The organism is Sphingobacteriales bacterium, assembly GCA_016700115.1.
Classification (GTDB): Bacteria; Bacteroidota; Bacteroidia; order Chitinophagales; family UBA2359; genus UBA2359.
This window is the reverse complement of sequence record CP064999.1, coordinates 2811652-2834907: the sequence shown is the minus strand read 5'-3', so window position 1 is coordinate 2834907 and position 23256 is coordinate 2811652. Positions and strand designations below refer to the sequence as shown.

The following is a 23256-nucleotide window of genomic DNA, read 5'->3' as shown; positions in this document are numbered from 1 at the left end:
GTAAAGCCTGCACCCAAATAAAGAGCATTATTTTATCAAGTTTGTTTGTGATAAAACTACCTCACTAACAATCAGATTGCTGTTTATAATCAAGAGAAAATCACCGGATTTTGTAAAAAAAACTTCCGGGTTATTAAGCCGGAAGTTTAATGAGAAATAAGCGTAAACAACTATACTGTTTAATTGTAGCAGATGGAAGGATTAGTCAACGTTGTCGTGCAAAAAATTATTTCTTTTTTTGATTTCGGTATTTTTCTTTTCGTCATCAAAGAGTGAATATTTAGACAAAGAATTGTCGTCAGACGCAGGTGTTTCTTCTAATTTAACATTTCGACGCTTATATGCCGGTTCGTTTTCCAGTTCGTTCAGGTTATCGTTCAGTTTCATATTCAATCCTTGCAGTCTTTTTTTCCTATCCTGAAGTAATCTGGATTGATGTTCGGCACTTTTAAAATTATAACCCGGTGCAGGCTTTAATTTAAGATCATCATCTTCAGTATCTGCTTGGTTTTTTGCATTTTCGAGAAAGCTGATCTGACTTTTTTCATCTTCACTGAGGTAAGAATCGTTTTTTTTGCGGGTAGAATAAGTAGGAGCGTCATCTAAGGTGTACACTTTTTTTTCTTGTTTACTTGCTTTTTGCTCTTTAAATTCGTTGTTGTTGGGCTCAAAACCGGTTGCTATTACAGTAACACAAATTTTCTCCTGCAAAGACTCATCCACACAGTTACCCCAAATAATATCGGCACTAAAACCTGCAGCTTCCTGAATATATCCGGTAATATCAGCTACTTCGTCCATTAAAACTTCTTTTGTACCGGAAGTGATATTGAGCAGAATATGTTTGGCACCCCTGATATCGTTGTTGTTAAGCAGAGGTGAATTCAAAGCCATTTTAACAGCTTTCATTGCGCGATCTTCACCATCAGAAATGCCAAGTCCCATGATGGCAACACCACTGTTGCGCATCACAGTATTGACATCTTCAAAGTCAACGTTTACATAACCGGGTACTGTAATGATTTCTGCGATACCTTTGGCGGCGATTGTCAGAATGTCGTCTGCTTTTGAAAAAGCATTGGAAAGCGCAAGGTTGCCATGAAGTTCGCGAAGTTTATCGTTAGAAATGACAATCAGAGTATCTACACTTTCTTTCATTTCTTCAATTCCTTTTTCAGCCTGTTTCAATCGGCGTGGTCCTTCGAACATAAAAGGAGTGGTTACAATTCCAACAGTTAAAATTCCTAATTCACGGGCTGCTTTAGCTACGATTGGAGCTCCTCCTGTTCCGGTTCCACCCCCCATTCCTGCGGTAATAAAAACCATTTTTGTTCCGTTTCCGATGGTTTTTTTGATTTCATCAATGGATTCAATCGTGGCATTTTTTCCGATTTCAGGTTGAGAACCTGCTCCTCGCCCTTCGGTAAGTCCGGGGCCTAATTGAATTTTAACAAGTACCGGACTTGCTTCCAAAGCCTGATGATCCGTATTGCAAACAATAAAGTTAACCCCTACGATACCTTGTCTGAACATGTGGTTTACGGCGTTACTTCCACCTCCGCCTACACCTATAACTTTGATTATACAATTCTGATTTTTGGGTGCATCAAATTTAATAGTCATGATTGATAAAATTTAAAATGTTGAATAATTAAATTGAAAAGGAGTGAGTATTTTAGTTAAAGTCTTTTACGTCGCCTTCTAACCATTCGCGGCCTTTGCGTAAGAATCTGTCCAACCAGTTGCCGCCAGATTTTGAGTTTTCTGCTTCTTCCTCTGATTCATCTTCGTCAGTGGGTAACTGTTCTTTTATCAGGGTTTGATCTTCTTGCTGTGAAACATTACCATTCATATCAGTTTGTTCTTCAACAATGGGTATTTCTGTAGCAACGGTATTTTTTTGCAATGCCAGCATTAACAATCCGATACCTGTAGCATACATTGGATCGTTAAATTCAGAACGCTGACTGTTAACCGATAAATGTTCGGCAGGCAAACCAACCCGGGCATCTAAACCGGTTAGATATTCGGTAAGATGTTCAATATTCTGAAGCCTTGCACCTCCGCCGGAAATCACTATACCTCCGATAAGTTTGTTTTCATAACCTGAAATTCTAAGTTGAACGTAAACATGTTCTAAAATTTCTTCCATTCTCGATTGAATGATATGAGCAAGATTAATCACCGAAATTTCTTTAGGCTCTCTACCCCGCAACCCTTTAATTGAAACAATAGCATTCTCCGGTGCTTCAATGGCAAGTGCTTTTCCAAATTTGACCTTTAACCTTTCGGCTTGATCTCTCATCACCATACAACCCTCTTTAATATCTTCAGTAATGATATTGCCACCGAGTGGAATAACTGCCGTATGGCGAATTATTCCATCGTGAAATACCGCAATATCTGTTGTTCCTCCACCAATATCAACCAAAGCAACCCCTGCTTCCTTTTCTTCTTCGCTCAAAACTGCGGCAGATGAAGCAATAGGTTCTAAAATCATTTCAACAATGCTTAATCCGGCCTTTTGCACACAACGGACAATGTTTTGTATAGCAGTAATTTGACCGGTTACTATGTGAAAATTGGCTTCCAATCTGACACCGGACATACCTACCGGCTCTTTAATTCCCTGTTCATCATCAATGACAAACTCTTGCGGCAATACGTGTACAATTTTTTCTCCCGGAGGAAGATTCAGTTTGAACATATCGCTGATAAGTTTTTCCACATCGGCAGAAGTGATTTCATCCTGACCATTATCTCGCATCATGCTTCCACGATGACGGATGTATTTGATGTGTTGCCCAGCTATTCCGACATAGACATGATGAATATTGATTCCCGATTTTCGGGAAGCTTCAGCAACAGCTTGTTTGATAGCTTCAACGGTTTTGTCAATATTGGAGATAACCCCTCGCATAACACCGCAGGATTCAGCTTGTCCGATGCCTAAGATTTCAATTTTCCCGGTATGGTTTTTCCGTCCGACTAAGGCACAGATTTTAGTTGTTCCAATATCTATGGCGGCTACAATTGGTAAAGTTTCATGTTTCATACGCTTATTTGTTAAGTTTTTTAAAAGTAGTTGGGTAATTGTTTTTTAATGGGTGCTTTTCTTATACTTCAATTTCTGTTTAATAAAAAAGGATAATGCCTTGCTGTGTTTAATATTTGATAATTTACCGTTTAGTACAGACGATTTGATTAGCAAATTTTAAATTAATGGTTTCATAAGTATTCCATCCAACATGAGGCATTGCCTCGCGGTAAAAAATTTGTAGTTTGTTAAATTTGTCTTCCAGATTTTCGGCATTTCCAATCACAACTTTATGTTTGCCAATTTTTGGAATGATGACCATGTCGCCGTTGCTGTTCACAAAAATTTGCTCTGCTAAAGAATTTAAAAATTCGTTTTGTTTGAGGAAAATGCATAAACTAAAGAGTTGCTTAACAATAGGAGCATCAATTTCTCCTTCTGTTTTATTGTTGTCCCTGATATTTCCGGTAGCCATCGTAACACGGGCAGTAAAGTCTTCAGACACCGGCATTTTTAACCCATCTGTGCTGATATAGTAGCTGATGTTGTTTGAGTTGACAACTCTCAGCAAGGGGGTACGTTGTTTAATTTCAGCCCACATTTTACCATTGTAATCGAAGTAGAGTTCAGCATTTTCGATATGTGGGTTCATTTGCAAATAATCTTCGATGACTTGAAGGTTGATTTGATTTATAAGCGCATTTGAGTTGGAATTAGGCATTTTGCTGATAATCAACTTTCTGACCCCGGCATCATCTACAAACCGGGTGCCTTCTGATTCATCAATTTTTACTTCTATTCCTGTACAATTCATCAAGCTATAGGCATACCGCGCTTTCATCAACATCACCGAAAATGCAATGCCACTCAGCATCCATGCTAAGAAAACATACAGTGATTTATATTTTTGAAAGTGGGTCATGTGCTATTGTAAAATTTTAATTTTTAGTCTTGCATTTGTTTGATGAGTATTTCTTTGATTTTAGGTACCAATGCATCAATATTTCCTGCTCCGATTGTAACCAAAACATCAATCGGATGATGTTGCAATCGTTCTAAAAGGGTATTATATTCATAGAGATATTTGTTTTGGTTTGGTATCTTTTCAAAAATTATTTCAGAAGTCACGCCTTCAATAGGCTCTTCTCTTGCGGGATAAATGTCAAGCAAAATAACCTCATCGGCATATCTGAAACTAATGGCAAATTCGTGTGCCAAATCTCTGGTTCGGGTAAACAGGTGAGGTTGAAAAACAACCGTTACCTTGCGGTCTGCATAAAGTTGATGAACAGACTCCAGGAGTGCAGAAATTTCGTTGGGGTGATGTGCATAATCGTCAATCATCACCAAATTATCTGTTTGTATGATGTATTCAAACCTGCGCTTAATTCCTGTAAAAGTTGCCAAAGAAGCGGCAATATGTTGAGGTTCAATTTGAAGCATATATGCCACACTGATGGCAGCAATGCTGTTTTCGACATTATACTGACCCTGAATGTTAAGTTCAAAATTGCCCAACCGAGCACTTTCACAGGCAACCGCGTATTCAAATCCCCGTTTAGTCCGATTTAAGGAATAAGTATATGCATCAGCAATCGGATAAAACAAATGATAAGTCAACACATCCCCAATTCCTTCTAAAATCGGTGCAATAGGTGAGGAAAGTTTTAATACTAAAGTGCCGCCCGGTTTTATCTTACGGGCAAAGGTTAAAAATGCCTCTTCTACTCCTTTCTGATTGCCATAAACCTCCAGGTGATCACTGTCAACCGCAGTGATGACGGCAATATCAGGACTAAGGCGATGGAATGAACGATCAAATTCATCGGCTTCAATGACTACAACATTGTTGTTTCCCGCAATGAAATTGCTGTTGTAGTTGGTCATAATTCCGCCAACAAATGCAGTACAACCATAACCGGATTGATGCAAGACATGGGCAATCATACTGGTTACCGTTGTTTTTCCATGCGAGCCGGCGACAGCGATTGTAAATGACTGTTCCGTAATCACCTGCAAAACTTCGGAGCGTTTAAGCACCATATAGTTTTTTTGACGATAAAATTTTAACCATTGATTAGTGTCAGGAATAGCCGGTGTATAAACAACCAAATCTACCTGTTCCGGCAAAAAATTTACTTCATCACTATATAAAATTTCAGCACCTTCTTCCTCGAGCGTTTTTGTCAGAGAAGTAGAAGTTCGATCATAGCCAAAAACTTCAACTTTTCGGTTTAAAAAATAGCGGGCCAGGGCACTCATTCCTATGCCGCCAATCCCGATAAAACAGATACTTTTTATGTTGTTCAACTGAAACATATAAAAATGAAGTAAAGGCTTCTAAAATTATGATTTGACCAAACTCAGTATTTCGCGGGCTATATGACCTGCAGCATCGGGTTTTGCCAGTTTCCTGATGTTCGTACTCAGATTTTCTTGTATTTCTATGTCAAATAAAACGGTTTTGAGTGCAGGTAAAAGTTTAGTGCTCGCTTCGCTGTCTTTTACCATTATAGCAGCATTTTTTTGAACCAAATTCATGGCATTGGCAGTTTGGTGGTCTTCTGTTACATTTGGCGAAGGCATTAAAACTACCGGTTTACCTACCAAACAAAGTTCTGAAACAGTTCCTCCTGCTCTCGACAAAATAGCATCAGCGGCTATATAAGCCAAGTCCATCCGGTCAATAAATGCCAAAGTGATTAAGTTTTGTCCAAATTGACGAGTCTTTTCTTTGATTTCATCTATATAAAACTTACCTGCCTGCCATAGCAACTGTATGTTATTGTCTTTTATTAAATCAGGTAAACAGGCCAACACCCCCTCATTGATACCTCTCGCACCTAAACTTCCTCCGGTAATCAAAATGGTTGATTTTTGCTCGTCAAGACCAAAGTATTTCAACGCCTCGCTTTTACTGCCCTTTAGGTTGGCAATATTATCTCTGACGGGGTTTCCGGTCAATACAATTTTTTGAGGGTTAAAATATTGGCTCAAATTATCGTACACCACACAAATTTTGGTAACACTTTTTGCTAAAAGGCGATTGGCGATACCGGGGTAAGAATTTTGCTCTTGAATTAGCGTTGGCAAACCAAACCATGATGCAATTTGTAAAACCGCCCAGCTTGCATATCCTCCTACTCCAACAGCTACATCAGGTTTAAATCTGTTAATTATTCGGAAAGACCGCCATAAACTGTTCAAAACTTTTAAAGGAAACAGCAAATTCTCTACGCTCAGCTTTCTTTGCAATCCGCTGATCCAAAGTGCTTCAATCGGATAGCCTGCTTTCGGGATTAAATCCATTTCCATGCGTCCTTTTGCTCCAACAAACAGTATTTCTGCCGCAGGTTCTATCTCTTTGATAGCATTAGCAATCGCAATCGCCGGAAAAATATGTCCCCCGGTTCCGCCGCCGCTAATTATTATTTTTGGAGTTTGAATAGACATTTTACTGTTTGAAGTTTTGGAAAATAGTTTAGATTATTGTGTGTTGTTTATGTTGCAGTTTCTGTGTTTTCAACCGTTCGGCTTACACTTAGAATTATTCCAATTGCAATACTGCTGAACAAGACGGACGTTCCTCCCATACTGATCAAGGGTAGAGTTAATCCCGTTACCGGTAAAAAATTTACCGTTACAGCCATATTCATCAAGGCTTGAATGACAAGGACTGCTCCTAATCCGACAGCCAGCAATGCACCAAACGGGTCGGGTGCACGGGCAAAAATGCGAATACACCGGTATAATAGTAATATGTATAAAACCATGATTAAAAAGCCGGTAATCAAACCGTATTCCTCAATGATAATGGCATAGATAAAGTCTGAATAAGGATGCGGCAGAAAGTTTCTTTGTACACTTTTTCCGGGAGCAAGTCTTAAAAAACCGCCATTGGCAATTGCAATTTTAGCCTGTTGTACCTGATAAGGTTCCTCAATTTCTTTGTTGGTGTGAGTTTCAATCCTTTTAACCCAAGTCTGAACTCTACCTTTTCCGGTATATGCTGCAATCGCAAAATACAAAGCAAAAGCACTTAATCCGAACCAAACAGTTAAGGATATATGTCTGAAATGTACGCGTCCGATAAACATCAGAACAATGCAGGTCGTAAATAATAAAGTTGCAGTTGATAAATTTGCCGGCACAATCAGCATACAAACGGTAATCATCGGCAATACAATTGGTATAAAGGAACGATCAAAGTCTTTGATGATATGCTGTTTGCGCGATAACATCCGGGAAGTGTACATGATGAGCGCTAATTTGGCAAAATCAGAAGTTTGAAACGATAAGTTCAAAACCGGAACAGTCAACCACCTTCTGGCTTCGTTAATTTCAGAACCAAAAATCAGGGTTAAAGCCAACAAAGGAACAGAAAGGTAAAGCATAACCTGAGCCACCCTGGAATAGTACAAATGATTTACTTTATGGGATAAATACATCAAAACGAAACCAAAGCCAACTATAAACATCTGTTTTAACAGGTAATATTCTGTGTTGCCACCCAATTGCCTGTATGCAAGCGCTCCTGTTGCACTATAGACCCCTAATATAGAAAACAGTGATAGCAGTATCACGATAAACCATATTTTGCGGTCGCCCTGAAGATGATTAAATATTGCCTGCATACTTTTTACTTTTCAAAAACTTGATTTTTATACTCAAGAATTTACATTCTTTTCTTTTAACTTCAGATTTTCAGCTATTTCCAACTGACGTACTGATTCTTTAAACTGCCTTCCTCTGTCCATATAGTTTTGAAACAAATCGAAACTGGCACAAGCCGGTGAAAGCAATACCACATCGCCGGCTTCAGCCAAATGAAAAGCTTTTTGTACCGCTTCATCAGCACCTTTTGTATCTATTATATTTTTCAACAAGTGCCCGAAAGCTTGGTGAATTTTAGAATTATCCACGCCTAAGCAAACGATGGCTTTCACCTTTGTTTTGACAAATTCTTCCAAAACAGAATAGTCATTTCCTTTATCTGTGCCGCCTGCTATCCAAATGACCGGTTGATTCATCGCATCTAAAGCAAACCAGGCAGAATCAATATTAGTGGCTTTTGAATCGTTGATAAACTCAACTCCATTCACTATGGCAACAGGCTCTAACCTGTGTTCCAAAGGTTCGAAAGAAAGCAATCCGGATTCAATAGCCTGGTTTTCAATGCCTGCAAAATGGCCGATAGCAACTGCCACCATCGTGTTATATAAATTGTGTTTTCCTTTCAGTGTCAGGAAATCCAGACTAATCCGAGATTTGTTTGGAAGCACTATTGAATTGTCCTTTACAAATATTCCATTTTCAGGCTCAGTTTGTAATGAAAAAGGATGTGGTTGTGCTTTTACCTGATGACTCATCAACTGTTTCGTCAATTCAGGGCTATCGGCACTATAAATCAAATGATCTTCCGCATGTTGGTTGAGCGTGATGCGAAGCTTCGCTTTTGAATATAAATCAACAGAGTAGTTATACCGGTCTAAATGGTCGGGTGTTATATTGGTAATGACCGCTATATGCGGTTTAAACAAAACTATATCGTCTAACTGAAAACTGCTGATTTCCAAAACATAAAAGTCATATTGAATTCCGGAAGCCAGTTCCATGGCAAAACTGTTGCCTATATTTCCTGCAACAGCTACTTTATATCCTGCTGTTTTCAGCAAATGATAGGTCAATGAAGTGGTTGTGGTTTTTCCATTGCTTCCTGTTATTGCAATTATGCTTGCATTGGTATATCGAGCAGCAAATTCAATTTCAGATATGACCGGAATACCGGCAGATCTGATTCTCTGAATTACCTGAGCTTTTTCGGGTACTCCCGGACTCTTTACGACTTCAAAAGCTTCTAAAATCAAAGGCAAGCTATGACCGTTTTCTTCGTATAAGATATGTTCCGCATCCAAACGGACTTTATTTTCAGGAGAAATTTTGCCCATATCGGATACAAAAACATCCAACCCGTTGCGTTTGCCTAATATTGCCGCACCGATTCCGCTTTCTGCTCCACCCAATATGACCAATTTGTTTTTCAATGCTAAATTTTAATTGCTTAATTCGTTGATTTAATCTTATCTGATTTTCAGAGTAATAAATGTCAAAACGGCCAGTAGAATGCCGACAATCCAAAACCTCGTTACAACTGTTGCTTCATGTATTCCTTTTTTCTGATAATGATGGTGTAAGGGCGACATCAGAAATATCCTTTGCCCGGTTCCATACTTTCTTTTCGTATATTTGAAGTATGCCACCTGCATCAGCACAGATGCATTTTCGATGACAAAAATACCGCAAAGAATAGGTATCAACAATTCCTTGCGAACAGCAACAGCCAAAGTTGCGATGATGCCACCGAGTGTCAGGCTGCCTGTATCTCCCATAAATACTTGAGCCGGAAAAGCATTATACCACAAAAAACCGATGCAAGCACCGATAAATGCAGCGGAAAAAATGACCAGTTCTCCGGTATCGGGTAAGTGCATAATGTTCAGATAAGTAGCTGTTATGGCATTGCCTGACAAATAGGCCAATATTCCTAAACATGTACCTGCTATCGCTGATGTTCCTGTGGCTAATCCGTCAATACCATCTGTAAGATTTGCAGCATTTGAAACAGCAGTTACAATAAATATGACTGCCGGGATATAAATTAAAAATGCCCATTTATGGTAGTTATCCCCTAAAAAAGCAAGCAGTTTACCATAATCAAACTTATAGTTTTTCAGAAATGGCACGTTGGTTACCGCTGCTTTATAGTCCACCAACACTTTTTTAACTCCATCAACTTTTGTGGTAAACCGATATTCTTCTTTGTAAAAGGTTTTTTGAGGGGTATTGGAAATGTCTTCACGAATCACAATATTTGGATGGAAATACATGATACTGCCCACAATCAGTCCTAATCCCACTTGCCCTATTAGTTTGGTTCTGGCCCGCATTCCTCCTTTGTCGCGTTTAAAGACTTTGATATAATCGTCAATAAACCCGATTGTACCCATCCAAATCGTGGTAAGAAGCATCAATATGATATAGATGTTCAGCACTTTAGCAAGCAATAAGGTTGGCAGAAGAATGGCAAACAAAATAATTAAACCGCCCATCGTTGGTGTGCCTTTCTTTTTTTCTTCACCGGCCAGCCCCAATTGTCGGATATCGTCGCTAACCTGCATTTTATGCAGCTTGGCAATCAAGCGTCCTCCAAAAACAATGGTGATGACCAATGAAATAATTATGGCTAACCCTGCCCGAAACGAAATGTATTTAAACATTCCTGCACCGGAAACATTGTATTTTGCCAAATAATCAAAAAAATAATAGAGCACAATAAAAAATTAATAATTAACAATTTTCAGCATTTTCCAGTCTTCTTGAACTGCCTGCTTCTTCTTATTTACATATTTATGTTTTTAAACCCGAAATTTGATTTAAAGCGGTCTGTAATTCTTCCTTATCGTCAAAGTGTTGCCGGATGCCATTGATTTCCTGATATTTTTCATGCCCCTTGCCTGCAACGAGTATGATATCCCCTTTTTTAGCCAGCATACAAGCGGTTTTAATAGCTTCCCGGCGATTGGTGATGGAGATGGCTTTACCGGAATATTGAGGGCTAACTCCGGCTTTCATGTCATTAATAATAGCTTCTGCATCCTCATATCTCGGATTGTCAGAAGTCAGAATGACCCTATCACTTAATTCACAGGCCAACTTTGCCATGACCGGACGTTTGGCTTTATCTCTGTTTCCACCACATCCCACTACAGTGATGAGTTGTTCGTTTTTGGTTCTGATATGATTGATGGTTTGCAATACCTTTTCAAGCGCATCAGGGGTATGGGCATAATCAACAATGCCTATAATGGTTCGTTCCTGATTACTCACATTGTCAAACCGCCCTTCTGCAGCTTTTAAAGCACTTAAATGGGTCAGTATATTGATTTTTTCATCAATCAGGAGCATTGCGGCTGCATAAGCAGCAGTTAAATTGTAGGTATTAAACTCTCCAATGAGATGGGTATGCAGTTCTTGACCGTCCATCAAAAGGACTAATCCGTCAAAGGAATTTTCGAGAATTTTTGCTTTAAAATCAGCCGGTGATTTGAGGGCATAAGTAAATTTCCGGGCTCCTGTGTTTTGCAGCATGACCTTACCGTTTTTGTCATCTGCATTGACTAAAGCAAAAGCCTGAGAAGGCAGCATATCAAAAAAAGACTTTTTAGCTTTTATATAGTTGTCGTAAGTCAGATGAAAATCAAGATGATCGTGGGTGATATTGGTAAAAATACCTCCGGCAAAGTGTATCCCATTAACTCTGAATTGCACCATTGCATGTGAACTTACCTCCATAAAGCAATAAGTACATCCTTCATTGACCATTTCATTCAATAATCGGTTCAGTTGAATGGAATCAGGGGTTGTATGTGTTGAATCATACACGCGGTGATTGATGAAATATTGAATGGTCGAAATCAATCCGGTTTTAAAACCAAGTTTCAAAAACAGTTGATACAATAATGTGGTGGTAGTGGTTTTGCCATTAGTACCTGTAACTCCAACCACCTTCAATTTTGAGGAAGGATTGTCGTAAAAATTGTCTGCTATAATTCCTAAGGCTTCGGCAACATTATCTACTCTGATATAAGTGATATTGGTTTGAATAGCTTCCGGCATTTTTTCGCAAAGGATAACAATTGCACCTTTAAGAATAGCATCGCCTATAAAAGCATGCCCATCTGAAAGAGTGCCACTGATAGCTGCGAACAAAGTATTGGGTTGAACAAGCCTTGAGTCTAAACAAAGATGTTCAACTTCAAGATTCGTGCTGCCCAGCACTTCTTTGAGCGCTACCTTATATAATATGTTGCTTAATACCGGCAATTTTATCTTTGTTTTATGTTTGTTAATTCAAATCAATTGCAACTACATCTCCTTTTTTAAATCGTGCTCCATAGCTTGGATTTTGACCGACTACCTGACCATACCCCGAAAACTTGACCTTTAGACCTTGCGATTCGAGCAGATAAACAGCATCACGAAGCCCCATTCCCATAACATTGGGTACCAGATTGTCTATGACGGTCATATTTTTTAGTGCGATTTTCTTTTCTTTCCGGTCGGGAATTGCCCAATCGGTTATTTCAGCTTTAGAAGGCAGTGTCTGATGTTTAATTCCGAAAAAGTCATAGATGGCTTTCAAATCAGATTTGTAGCCACTTTTAATCATAGGAGGAAGTATTTTTTCCTCCTGACTGTTGTCGGATTGGTTGATGGCTACTTGAGAGGTCATTTTCAGAGAGTAGTATTTTTCAACCACATCCCTGAAAACCGGAGCTGCCACCTGCCCACCGTAATATTCACCGGAAGTAGGCGATTTTATGACAACAATACAGGAATACTCCGGTTTCTCGGCCGGAAAAAAACCTGCGATAGAAGCCTGATATACCGGTTTATAACCCTGATCTTCTTTGGCAATTCGAGCTGTACCTGTCTTACAGGCCATCGAAAAATTGGGATTATAAATGCTTTTAGCAGTGCCTCGTTCAACAACACCTTTCATTATTTCCCGTATTTTCTGAGCAGTAGATTTTTTACAGATTTGCCTTTTCAAAATGGTGGGTTTAAACTGTTTGATCTCAGTGCTCATATCTTTGATGCTGTTTACTAAATAAGGCTGCATCATCATTCCGTCATTGGCTATTGCATTAAAAAAGGTAAGCAATTGCAAGGGCGTGAATTCTATTTCATATCCGATAGACATTTGAGTAAGGGTAATTCCGCTCCAATCTTTATCAGTTGGTCTTTTTACAACCGGAAAAGGTTCACCCTGTATATCAATTCCGACCGGTTTTGTCAGACCCATTCGCTCTAAAGCATCAATAAATTCACCCGGGGCTTTGCGGTAATATTGGTCAATTAGTTTTGAAATGCCCACATTTGAAGAAATTTCAATTGCTCTTGCTACTGAAATAGAATCAACCGGATGTTTAGCCACATCCTCCATCCATTTATTGTGATATTTTTTCCTTCCGCCCTCAATATCAATGGTGGTGGTATCAGTAATAAACCCGGCATCGAGTAGGGTTGCCAAAGCAGCGATTTTAAAGGTTGAACCCGGATCGCCTTTTTCTCCGATTGCGTAGTTAAAGTCTTCGATATAGGAGCCATCAGAATTTAACACAAGATTGGAAATAGCTTTTATTTTACCGGTTTTCACCTCCATCACAATAGCACATCCATGGTCTGCGCGGTACTTTTGCAATGCGTTTCTTAGCGAGCTGTCTAAAATATCCTGAAGGTTAATGTCTATAGTGGTATAAACATCTTTCCCATTCTGAGGCTCTTCTCCAAATTGTTCGTAGATAGGCACCCATGTATTTGCCATGGAACGATACATAGAACGAGGCACTTGGGTTCCTCGTAAAAAAGCATCCTGAGTGGCTTCAATTCCAACTTGTTGCGCGTTTTCCCTGAAATAACCTATCGTTCTTCGGGCCAACATTCCAAAAGGTTGTTCTCTTTTTGTGCGGCTTTCAATGATTAACCCGCCTTTAAATCTTCCGAGTTTAAAAATCGGGAAGTTGCGGATGACCGGTAAATCATCGTAATCAACATTGGATTTTATCAACAAATAGGCATTTTGAGGAGGGGTTCTGCCATTGACTAATTTTTCAAGGTAATCTTCTTTACTTCGGTCTTTAAAGTACGCCGATAAACAGGTAGCCAAAGTATCCATTTGTTTCACCAAACTATCATCTAAAATGCGCATATCCATACGAATGTCGAATACCGGCAATGAAGTTGCGAGCAATCTTCCGTCTTCGGAATAGATATTTCCCCTTTCGCCTTCTATAGTGTCAACTCTCGTCGTATTGATGCCCTGTTTTCGCCAATAGTCTCCTTCTATTACCTGAATTTTTAGGGCAAACGCCATAATCATGACCCCCATCCCACATAAAAGCAGGAAGAACAAATTGATGCGCCAACTTATATCGCGTTTGATGCTCATTTGGGGAGATGTTAATGAATATTCGGAAAATCGTTTCTAAGAAATGTTTTTGGTAATTTTTAATCCTTGACTATAATTTTTTTCGGGGGCTCGTTGAGTTCTTCCAATCCGAGAGGCTTTACCATTTTTGCAACTTCACTTTGTTTGCTCCTGATCATCAGTTTTGACTTTGAGGTCATGTATTGCCATCTCAGTTCTTTTAGTTCACTTTGAATAGTGTTTAATTGTCTCATGCTTCGTTCGGCATATCTCGCATTGGCGATATAGATAACTGCAATAAAAGCAAGGAAAAAAATATAGCGCAAATTGTTGGCGATTAAGCTGCGCTCATCATATTCCTGACCGCTTAAAATCATTGATTTTAAACGGTATAAAAAGCGCTGTATGAAATTTGTTGCCATTTGCTTTGCGATTGTAATTAAGTTTGAACCATGCTTATTTTTTCCGGGCAACCCGCATTTTAGCACTGCTTGCTTTTGGATTTTGCCTGATTTCGTTTTCTGTTGGGGTAATTATTTTTTTGTTAACTCCAACCAACGGGATATTACTATTGCCATAAAGGTCTCTTTGTACGATGCCATCAATACTTCCAGTTTTGATGAAATTTTTAACCATCCGGTCTTCCACTGAATGATAAGAAATGACTACAAGCAAACCACCCGTGCGAAGTGCCTCTACGCTTTGTTCCAATAATGCCTGAAGAGCGGCCACTTCTTTGTTTACTTCCATTCTGACAGCCTGAAATACCCGAGCTAAATATTGCTGGGGTTTTCCGATGCACAAAGGTTCGGCCAATACCAATAGCTGTTGAATAGTATCAACCGGTCGTTTTTTTCGCTCTTGTACAATGGCATTGGCTAATTTCCGGGCATTGGGGATATCTCCAAAATCCTTAAAAATCTGCGCAAGATTTTCGGCCGGGTATTTATTAAGCACCTCATAAGCACTCAATTCATTATCAGCACTCATGCGCATATCTAACGCTTCAGATCCAAATCTTATGGAAAATCCGCGATTGGGAGTATTAAACTGATGCCAGGAAACACCAAGGTCGGCTAAAATTCCATCCACCTGATTGATATTGTACAGGCGCAAAAAGCGTTTCAGGTGTTTGAAGTTATGAGGTACGAAGGTAAATCTGGAATCAGTGAATGTGTTTTGGAGAGCATCCTGATCCTGATCGAATGCAATTAACCTTCCGAAATTCCCTAATTGCTCTAAAATAGCCTTTGAATGACCCCCTCCACCAAAAGTAACATCTACATAAATGCCGTCCGCTGCAATTTGCAGCGCTTCAACAGCTTCCTGTAGCAATACCGGTTGGTGATATAGGTGGTTTTCTGTCATTGGCTAATTTGTAGTTTAATGGGAACTCCATTCAAAAATTTTTTAGTTGGTCTTCTTTACTCTGTCCTCGCCCATAATGGTATTTGCTAAACTTGCAAATTTGACGGGATCCACATCCATGACTTCATCATATATTTTACTTGACCAAATCTCTATACGGTTAAAATACCCCAACAAAATGACATCCGATTCAATCTCTGCATAATCCAATAGTCGTTTGGGCAATAACAGTCTGTTATTTGAATCTAACATCACCTCGTTTGCTCCCCTAAAAAACTGTCGCACAAAGCGTATTTGCTCTGTGTTGTAAAAATTCAAATCTTCTAATTCTTTCGTTACCCGCTCCCATTCAGGAAATGTGTAAAGGGTCAGGCATTTTTCTATCCCGCGGTTGACCACAAACCCGGTGTTATTCTCAGCCGGCATTTGTTTGGTAAACCGAACAGGCATTACTAATCTGCCTTTCAGGTCAATTTTGCAATCTATTTCGCCTAAAAACCCGCTCATTTTCCCATTTTGTCAGGTAAATGTAAATTTTTGGGTAAAGTTACCACTTTCCTCCACTTTCCTCCACTTTTTACCACAAAATGATAATTTTTTTTTGAACCTTCTTTATTTTCATTAAAAAAGCCCCATTTCTTCCCTTTTTACCATCGGAAAACCACGATGTTATTAGTTTTGGTTTTAAGATTTAACCATTATGAAAGGGAAAAAATCAAAGATTTGTAAAGCAGAAATGCAGAAATTAAAATTCAGCATTGAGTGAGTACCCGAGAATGAAAGAATGGTTAGTTGCAACTTTTTTAGTTTCTCATCTAAGCAAATGTTTTTTACCGATTCTGTTTGTTACCATTCATAGGGGTACGCTTAACCTGATTATGTTTGGAAATCGTTGTGAATGTCAGTATTTTGCAATCTCAATTATGTTTGTGCAAACCCTCTCTATCTTATGATTAAAAATTTAACGCATTTAATTTATACGTTTAATTGTTTCCTTTTTTTATTGATTGGCAGTAATCTGCCTACCTGCATATCTATTGCCCAAAATCTAAGCATTACCCCAACCGGAACAGCTTGTGAAACCGACCCTGCCAGAGAACGCAGCAAGGCCGATCATAGTCAGGCAGATTGGTACTTGGCCATGTTGGAACCCAACGCAAATGTTCTGAAAGTCGAAAGTTTATATCAGGCGTATTTTGTCAAACATCCCAACGAACGAAGTAAGCTCAGAAAGCTTTGCCAGTTGTGGATTAACACCCAAAAACTACAAATGGATATCAACGGGCAACCTCTGCCTCATCCGGTTTGGGACGAAGATGATATCCGCAGTTTTATTCTTCAAAATTCATCGGATTTATCCGGCGGTCAATACAGAGATGATTGTTCAACCCAGCCGGCATGGAATGATTGTTCAGGATCCTGGCGAATGATTGGCCCTTATCATGCCGAACCTACCAGATGTTTGGCCGCACCAAATCCTTCTTCTTATATGATGGGTGGGTTTTGCGACCGCGTTTATATTAACCCATCCAATACAGATAATTTGTTTGCCGGACTTTCTTATGGCGGCCTTTGGGTGTCGCAGGACAAAGGAGAAAGCTGGACTTTAACAGACTCTCAATTCCCTAATGGCACCAATACTTACGCAAACCGGGATTATTATTATGGAAAAATTGAAGCAAGCATGGTAAATCCGGCATTGATTTATGCTGCAACAGAAACCGGGGTGCTTAAATCTACCAACTATGGAATGAACTGGACGTTGTGCCCAACTATAAACCGCACTGTAGATGCCACCAAGCGCCCCTATTTTGTTACGCTTGCAACTGACGATACTTTGACTGTTCTCGCCAGTTTTGGAAGAAGAATTTACCGTTCCGTAAACGCCGGACAAACCTGGAACATCGTATTTGACAACAACAGCGGCGGTCCCAATCACAATTTCACTTCCCAGCATGTGGTAAATACGACCTATGGTTTGTATGAAAGAACTTACAATTTTTGGGGCCTGGCTTTTCACCCTACTGACCCTAATGTTGTTTTACTTGGTGTTTACAACAGTTCAAACCAAGCATGCATTTACAAATCCATTGACAAAGGAGCTACATTTAGTTTATTAGTCAATGTAAGTCAAAATCTAAATCGCACTATGCCCGCCAACTTGTTTTTTGAAGTAAAACCTGTTGCCCCAAGTAAAATTTTTGTGTTTAGTTTGTTTACACAGGATACCTTATATAAATACAGCAGTGCCGACGGGGCTTTGTTAGACAAATACCGGGTTGGAGCAGAACTGGAGGCCTTTGACATAACCCATAACAACGAAAGCGTCCTGTATGCCGGATACTATGGTTCCGGTGAGGTTAAAAAATCGGTCAATGGCGGGTTAAATTTTACAGCTATGAATCCCGGCTATACAAGTTGCCCAAATTATATTCACCCGGATGTGCGCTGTATTCATGCCATTGGAAATACAATTCTTATTGCCACAGACGGCGGGGTTTCTATTTCCGAAGATGCAATGAGCACAACCCGCAGTATCGGCAACTTTATATCGGCCATTGATCTTTGGGGGTTTTCGAGTGCCTTTAAATCGGATATCGTAGCGGCAGGATGCGATCATGGGCCGACTAAAATACGAAGATTTGACGGCGAGGGAGGATGGCTGGAAGTCGGTGGTGGGGATGCTTCTGATGTAACGGTCAATCCCGTCAACGATCGCTGGTTTTACCACAACAACGGCTACAACAAATACAAAAGATACATTAACGACAATGGTACAACCAGCAGTTATGGAGTGGTTGAAAACATCAGTTTTCACCGGATAGAATTTCACCCCAATATCTGGACTACTTCCTATGGCATTTCCGGAAACAAAGTGTTGATTTCGACAGACAACCTCAGTACAGCTACCGATTTTTACGATTTTGGAGAAACGGTCAACCGATTTAAAATTGCCTTGAAAGATCCGGATATAATGTATGTCTTGCTGAGCAACAACAAAATCAGAAAATCAACCAACGGAGGAGCAACATGGACACTGATTACCCCACCTTCGGGAGTTACCGGCGGACAAACCAATATCCGTGATATCGAAGTTGGCGCAAATCCAAATGAATTGTACGCGCTTTACGGCAATTTTCAAACTACCTGCAAGGTGGTGAAATCCGGAAATGCGGGGGTTAACTGGAGCAACATAACCGGAAACCTGCCCTCAGCATCCGCCATTCAGTTGGTCTTTCAACGCGGCACAAATGAGGGCTTATATATTGCCTTAACCGGCAATGGAGTTTATTACCGCAACAACATGATGCCCGAGTGGGTAAATCTCGGATCTGGTTTGCCCATGTCGGGCTACTGGCAAAATATTTATACCGTACCGGCAAAAAACAAATACCGGATGGGCAGCAGTCGCGGAGCATGGGAACACGAACTTTATGAAACTTCCTATGTTCATACCCTCATCTCTACCGACAAAACTTCTACTTCCTGTATGAGGGACAGTATAGGGTTCAGAGATTATTCCGCCTATTATGGGGAAGTTAGTTTTGAATGGACTTTTGAAGGTGGAAATCCGCCAAATTCAAATCTCGAAAATCCAAATGTTTCTTATGATACTCCCGGAGTGTATGACGTATCTCTTACTGTAACAGATGCCATTGGCAACACAGATACTCAAATTCTCACCGATTTTATCACCGTACTGCCTTCGGTTTGCGAAGCAGATACTCTTGCGGGAAATGCACTTCAACTGGATGGAGTCAATCAGTATGCCACAATTCCCGCACTTAATCTGAACAGCAATACAGTTACTATAACTGCCTGGATAAAAAGGAACGGCACTCAGAACGATTGGGGTGGCATTGTTTTTTGCCGAGGTGGTAACACGACCGCCGGAATCAGCATCCGTTCTTCCAACGAACTTCGCTATCATTGGAATGACGGAGGGTATAACTGGTCTTCCGGATTAACAGTGCCCGATAATGATTGGACACATATCGCTTTAGTCGCTTCTCCAACATCCATGAAAATTTACCGCAATGGCATCGCAGCCACAAATACCACAACTATCAATCCTGAAGAATTTAACGCTTCCATCAATATCGGCTATGATGCTAACAGCAGTTCGAGGTATTTTAAAGGGTTAATTGATGAAGTCTGTATTTACGACCGAACACTCAGCCAAGGCGAAATCCGTGAACTGATGCATTTGACCAAAAAGCCGCAAACTGAATCCAACTTAGTTGGGTATTATCAGTTTAACAACAACAATACAGGTACTATAGAATACGACAAAGCCAGAGTTAACCACGCTACCCTGATAAACGGTGCTGAACGGGTGCTTTCTACCGGACCTTTTGCCGGAGGGCATAGTTTTAGAACCTCCGTTACTTCTGCCGCTGTAGTAGATGCCCCACAGGTTGGCTGGAAACTGAAGTTTGGTTCGGGAACATATCCCAATGGTGAAATTGTACTTAACCGGCTTCATGCTGTCCCCGATATGCTCCCCCCGTGCAGCAGTTATTCTTCAGACCATTATTACTGGATATTAAACAACTATGGAACAAATGCAATTTTTACCATTCCGGACTCCGTATATTTTTATGGAATCCATGTCCCCTCATCAGAAAATGTAGGGTTGAATCAATATAACTTATACCGCCGCAATTTTAATGCAGAAGGAAACACCTGGGGAGTTTCGCCCTCTATACCCGTTGGTCTCACGGAAGGCAATCAGGGCAGTTTTAAGTTTAGCAATCAAAACAATCTCAGCTCACAGGGGCAATACATTATTACTGCAAACCTGACCCAACAAAACATTGCAGGACAAACCCAAGCCTGTATAAATGGAACAGGCAGCTATTCGGTCGAACCTTTAAATGAAGTTAATGTCAGTTATACCTGGTTGATTGCTTCCGGAAACGGAGTGATTTTGTCAGGACAGAATACGCCTCAAATTGAAGTTCAGTGGCTCGACAATACCCCCGGACAGGTGAGTGTTACAATCGAAACCTGGTAAGTGCGAACTACGGACTTTGGAATTGAGCAGGTAGTCATTAAGCGTTTAAAGTAACGGGAAATACTGTCCGTAAAACCACCTATACGACCCTTATTTTGAAGAAAATTTTTCTAAAAAGAGGCTAAATTTACGAAACTACACCTATTCAGCCGAAATTGACAATTTCACTACAGGATAGAAGGATTGTTATTTTTTTAAAGGTTTACTTCTTTAAAAACCAATACCGCCCCCTTTTTGGAAAGGGCTTCTTCCAGAATATCCGCATCAGATAATCCAAATTTCCTGATTTCTTTTTTTGGTATGGTCATAATGTTGGATTTTAAAGGTTTATGTACAATATTGGTATCTAAATATTCTCAGTAGGATGCAAAAAGCACTGTGGCCGTGTTGAAGGTCATTGTGGCCGTGTTGAAGGTCATTGTGGCCGTGTTGAAGGTCATTGTGGCCGTGTTGAAGGTCATTGTGGCCGTGTTGAAGGTCATTGTGGCCGTGTTGAAGGGTATCGTGGCCGTGTTGAAGGGTATCGTGGCCGTGTTGAAGGGTATCGTGGCCGGCGACAGACGGCTTCAACACGGCCACCGGGGGTTTCAACACGGCCACCGGGGGTTTCAAAGCATCAGAAATCATATTTTTTTGGGGCAAAGAAGCATCAAAGCCGGAACAGGGGGGCTTTTTTGTGGTGTAAGGGGCTATTGATTTGATGGTTTGATGCATAAAAACAACGGTAAGGGGTTACAAAACGCATCCGAAGGGTTAAAAAAGGAGGATTTCGGGTTAAAAAATTCCGGGTTGAGATATTTTTAAAATAATCATGGCTGAAAATGCAAATTTTTTAACTATCCAAGCTTTTTTGGGAAAAAAATTTGAAGAATCTAGGTTTTTTTTTGGGGAAAGGGGGGATTAAGAAATTCAATTACACGGATGAGGTTCACCGGGTTTTTGGTTCCACAGCGGTTCGGGGAGTTTTTGAGTGTCCGGAGTTTTCTTTTTATACCAACTCTGATTTAATTTTGATCCATCAATTACTGACGTAGGTCTTTAAATTCCCCTCCTATCCCACTTGAGTTAATCTTGCAGGGGTTTGGTTGGTGTACCTGCTTTTGCCGGAATTGAGGATGCTTCGGAGTACCGGTGCTTTATTGCTTTATTCGGCAATTATTTATCACAGAGGTTCGCAGAGGCAGCACAGAGAACCACAGAGTATATTATTTTTCTCTGTGCAAAAATCTTCGGGGAGAAAAACCTCTACAAGATTAGCACTTGAGGGGAGCAGGGGGGTGTCGGGTTAGGGGTGGGTTCTTTTAGATAGTGAAGTGGTATAACCTTATTACCTTAGTAAAATATATAACAAGTAAACTCACAAACCTTATTACCTTTTAAAAATGAAAGCATAAAAAAGGGATGTATGCACTTCGGACAATAAAGTAATAAGGTTTTTTTTGAGTGTGTAATTAGTTGGTTACTAAGGTAATAAGGTGGTGGTGAAAACAAACTACTCGGTTTGTCACCTAAAGGAGGGCAGACTTTTTCAATTATTCTTAACCGCCTAAGTCAACTCTTTAAGTCATCCACAGACATTTAATACCAACTCTAATTTGATTTTGCACCATGCATGATTGGTTAAAGTTTTTAAATTGGGTGGGTTATTTTTAACAACGTAATGGTATTTAAACAAAAAACACCTGCCGCACATCGAATTGCAGCGCACATTTGTCCGCCTGTTATTATAAAATAACAGAATAAAGGGTATTAAATTAGGGGTACAATAAAGTTTTGCAGATTGACAATGACTTAATGCAGGGGTACTTTGAGTTATTGCAAAGGTGCATTAAGTCATTGCAGAGGTGAATTGAATTATTGCAGGGGCACACGAGCCTTTTTCAAAGGTACATTATATTAATGCAGGGGTGCAGTAACCCATTGCAAGGGTGCATTCATCCAATGCAGGGGTGCAATAACCAATTGCAGGGGTACATTAAGTCATTGCAGAGGTGATTTATTGTGTTGCAGAGGTGCAAGAAGCTTTTGCGGAGGGAATTTATTGTAATGCAGGGATACTTTGGAGCAAATTAAATCCTGCTCAATCAACTGATATTATTGGCTGTTTAATGTGAGTTCCCCCAAAGTTTTAAAATTGCCAGCAAATGACAAAACAATACAGCCGGGACTATAAAAGCAGGTAATAAAATGAACGGGGAATAAAAAACAGCAATATTGGGTTGAGCAAAACCGAATCGCTGAAAAGGAAAGGGAGCAGAAAGTACCGCTGTTAAAACAATATTGAATAATAACCCCAGGCAAATCAGATTCCACAACAATAAATGTTTTTTTTGAAGGATTCCTTTTTCTGCTCCATAGTATGCAACCAAAGGAGCAGTCAACCCGGCCAAAATGTCAAAATTTCGTCCTCCGAAAGTCATAATTTCAGGAATTGCCCCTTGTACAAAACACCAGTACAAAACTAACTCTACCGGTATCCGGGCTACATGCAACCAGGTCAACAAATTTAATGGCATGGATTTGGCATAAAGTAAGGCAGGGCGATACATCAACACAAAAACGATAAACAGTAAAGGGGGGAGCACAGCCAGCAAGAAACGGGGAGGAATATCGTTGTAGTGTCTGTAAAAACCTGTCCAACCTAACCAAAATTGGAGCAATATCCAAACAGCAATACAACCAAATAAAAGTGAAAACCATCTTTTGTGGGCAATTTCATCTGATTTTTTAACCGCCAAACCTAAAAAAAACAAAACAAGCAACAAGCTTATAACAAAGGTCAGGGTAACATAAGCAGGTAGTCCGGGTAACATAGCAATATGATTATTAAAAAAATAACTGCTT

At 39.9% G+C, this 23256-nt stretch carries 16 protein-coding genes; 2 read left to right on the top strand and 14 right to left on the bottom strand.

Annotation, left to right across the window (positions count from 1 at the left end):
* Nucleotides 1-201: 201 nt before the first annotated feature.
* The 13 genes from ftsZ to mraZ all read right to left on the bottom strand — a co-directional run bounded on the left by ftsZ (nt 202) and on the right by mraZ (nt 15902).
* A complete protein-coding gene (ftsZ, locus tag IPM47_10200) occupies nt 202-1617 on the bottom strand; it encodes a cell division protein FtsZ (protein QQS31439.1) in 1416 nt (471 codons plus the stop codon).
* A gap of 58 nt (nt 1618-1675) precedes the next feature.
* Complete coding sequence (ftsA, locus tag IPM47_10195; GenBank protein ID QQS31256.1) at nt 1676-3055, bottom strand: cell division protein FtsA; 1380 nt, start codon at nt 3053-3055, stop codon at nt 1676-1678.
* A gap of 124 nt (nt 3056-3179) precedes the next feature.
* Nucleotides 3180-3959, bottom strand: a complete 780-nt coding sequence (locus IPM47_10190) for a hypothetical protein (GenBank protein QQS31255.1) — start codon at nt 3957-3959, stop codon at nt 3180-3182.
* Between the two features lie 23 nt (nt 3960-3982).
* The gene (locus IPM47_10185; protein QQS31254.1) at nt 3983-5356 is read right to left on the bottom strand and encodes a UDP-N-acetylmuramate--L-alanine ligase; all 1374 of its coding nucleotides are present in this window, start codon (nt 5354-5356) and stop codon (nt 3983-3985) included.
* A gap of 27 nt (nt 5357-5383) precedes the next feature.
* Nucleotides 5384-6490 carry an undecaprenyldiphospho-muramoylpentapeptide beta-N-acetylglucosaminyltransferase gene (gene murG / locus IPM47_10180; GenBank protein ID QQS31253.1) on the bottom strand — a complete coding sequence of 369 codons (1107 nt, stop codon included), beginning with the start codon at nt 6488-6490 and terminating at the stop codon, nt 5384-5386.
* A gap of 47 nt (nt 6491-6537) precedes the next feature.
* Nucleotides 6538-7671 carry an FtsW/RodA/SpoVE family cell cycle protein gene (locus IPM47_10175; protein ID QQS31252.1) on the bottom strand — a complete coding sequence of 378 codons (1134 nt, stop codon included), beginning with the start codon at nt 7669-7671 and terminating at the stop codon, nt 6538-6540.
* Nucleotides 7672-7704: 33 nt separating this feature from the next.
* On the bottom strand, nt 7705-9081 hold the full coding sequence (murD, locus tag IPM47_10170) for a UDP-N-acetylmuramoyl-L-alanine--D-glutamate ligase (GenBank protein ID QQS31251.1): 1377 nt from the start codon (nt 9079-9081) through the stop codon (nt 7705-7707).
* Between the two features lie 36 nt (nt 9082-9117).
* Nucleotides 9118-10368, bottom strand: a complete 1251-nt coding sequence (locus IPM47_10165) for a phospho-N-acetylmuramoyl-pentapeptide-transferase (protein QQS31250.1) — start codon at nt 10366-10368, stop codon at nt 9118-9120.
* 76 nt (nt 10369-10444) lie between these two features.
* Nucleotides 10445-11920, bottom strand: a complete 1476-nt coding sequence (locus IPM47_10160; protein QQS31249.1) for a UDP-N-acetylmuramoyl-L-alanyl-D-glutamate--2,6-diaminopimelate ligase — start codon at nt 11918-11920, stop codon at nt 10445-10447.
* Between the two features lie 22 nt (nt 11921-11942).
* Nucleotides 11943-14048 (bottom strand): transpeptidase family protein, encoded by a 2106-nt coding sequence (locus IPM47_10155; GenBank protein ID QQS31248.1) that lies wholly within the window; start codon nt 14046-14048, stop codon nt 11943-11945.
* 59 nt (nt 14049-14107) lie between these two features.
* Complete coding sequence (locus IPM47_10150) at nt 14108-14404, bottom strand: hypothetical protein (protein QQS31438.1); 297 nt, start codon at nt 14402-14404, stop codon at nt 14108-14110.
* A 79-nt stretch (nt 14405-14483) separates the two neighbouring features.
* Nucleotides 14484-15395, bottom strand: a complete 912-nt coding sequence (gene rsmH, locus IPM47_10145; protein ID QQS31247.1) for a 16S rRNA (cytosine(1402)-N(4))-methyltransferase RsmH — start codon at nt 15393-15395, stop codon at nt 14484-14486.
* A gap of 42 nt (nt 15396-15437) precedes the next feature.
* Complete coding sequence (gene mraZ, locus IPM47_10140; protein QQS31246.1) at nt 15438-15902, bottom strand: division/cell wall cluster transcriptional repressor MraZ; 465 nt, start codon at nt 15900-15902, stop codon at nt 15438-15440.
* A gap of 442 nt (nt 15903-16344) precedes the next feature.
* Between mraZ and IPM47_10135 the strand changes: the two genes are divergently transcribed.
* A complete protein-coding gene (locus IPM47_10135) occupies nt 16345-20412 on the top strand; it encodes a PKD domain-containing protein (GenBank protein ID QQS31245.1) in 4068 nt (1355 codons plus the stop codon).
* A 384-nt stretch (nt 20413-20796) separates the two neighbouring features.
* Nucleotides 20797-21108 carry a hypothetical protein gene (locus IPM47_10130; GenBank protein ID QQS31244.1) on the top strand — a complete coding sequence of 104 codons (312 nt, stop codon included), beginning with the start codon at nt 20797-20799 and terminating at the stop codon, nt 21106-21108.
* Between the two features lie 1409 nt (nt 21109-22517).
* Here the strand turns inward: IPM47_10130 and IPM47_10125 are convergent.
* On the bottom strand, nt 22518-23225 hold the full coding sequence (locus IPM47_10125) for a hypothetical protein (GenBank protein QQS31243.1): 708 nt from the start codon (nt 23223-23225) through the stop codon (nt 22518-22520).
* Nucleotides 23226-23256: the final 31 nt, after the last annotated feature.

Bases quoted from the DNA above. Each gene is read 5' to 3' on its own strand.
- IPM47_10125 (QQS31243.1), bottom strand. From the start codon at position 23,225: ATGTTACCCGGACTACCTGCTTATGTTACCCTGACCTTTGTTATAAGC.
- IPM47_10190 (QQS31255.1), bottom strand. From the start codon at position 3,959: ATGACCCACTTTCAAAAATATAAATCACTGTATGTTTTCTTAGCATGG.
- rsmH (QQS31247.1), bottom strand. From the start codon at position 15,395: ATGACAGAAAACCACCTATATCACCAACCGGTATTGCTACAGGAAGCT.
- IPM47_10185 (QQS31254.1), bottom strand. From the start codon at position 5,356: ATGTTTCAGTTGAACAACATAAAAAGTATCTGTTTTATCGGGATTGGC.
- IPM47_10150 (QQS31438.1), bottom strand. From the start codon at position 14,404: ATGATTTTAAGCGGTCAGGAATATGATGAGCGCAGCTTAATCGCCAAC.
- IPM47_10155 (QQS31248.1), bottom strand. From the start codon at position 14,048: ATGAGCATCAAACGCGATATAAGTTGGCGCATCAATTTGTTCTTCCTG.
- IPM47_10175 (QQS31252.1), bottom strand. From the start codon at position 7,671: ATGCAGGCAATATTTAATCATCTTCAGGGCGACCGCAAAATATGGTTT.
- murG (QQS31253.1), bottom strand. From the start codon at position 6,490: ATGTCTATTCAAACTCCAAAAATAATAATTAGCGGCGGCGGAACCGGG.
- ftsA (QQS31256.1), bottom strand. From the start codon at position 3,055: ATGAAACATGAAACTTTACCAATTGTAGCCGCCATAGATATTGGAACA.
- mraZ (QQS31246.1), bottom strand. From the start codon at position 15,902: ATGAGCGGGTTTTTAGGCGAAATAGATTGCAAAATTGACCTGAAAGGC.
- IPM47_10135 (QQS31245.1), top strand. From the start codon at position 16,345: ATGATTAAAAATTTAACGCATTTAATTTATACGTTTAATTGTTTCCTT.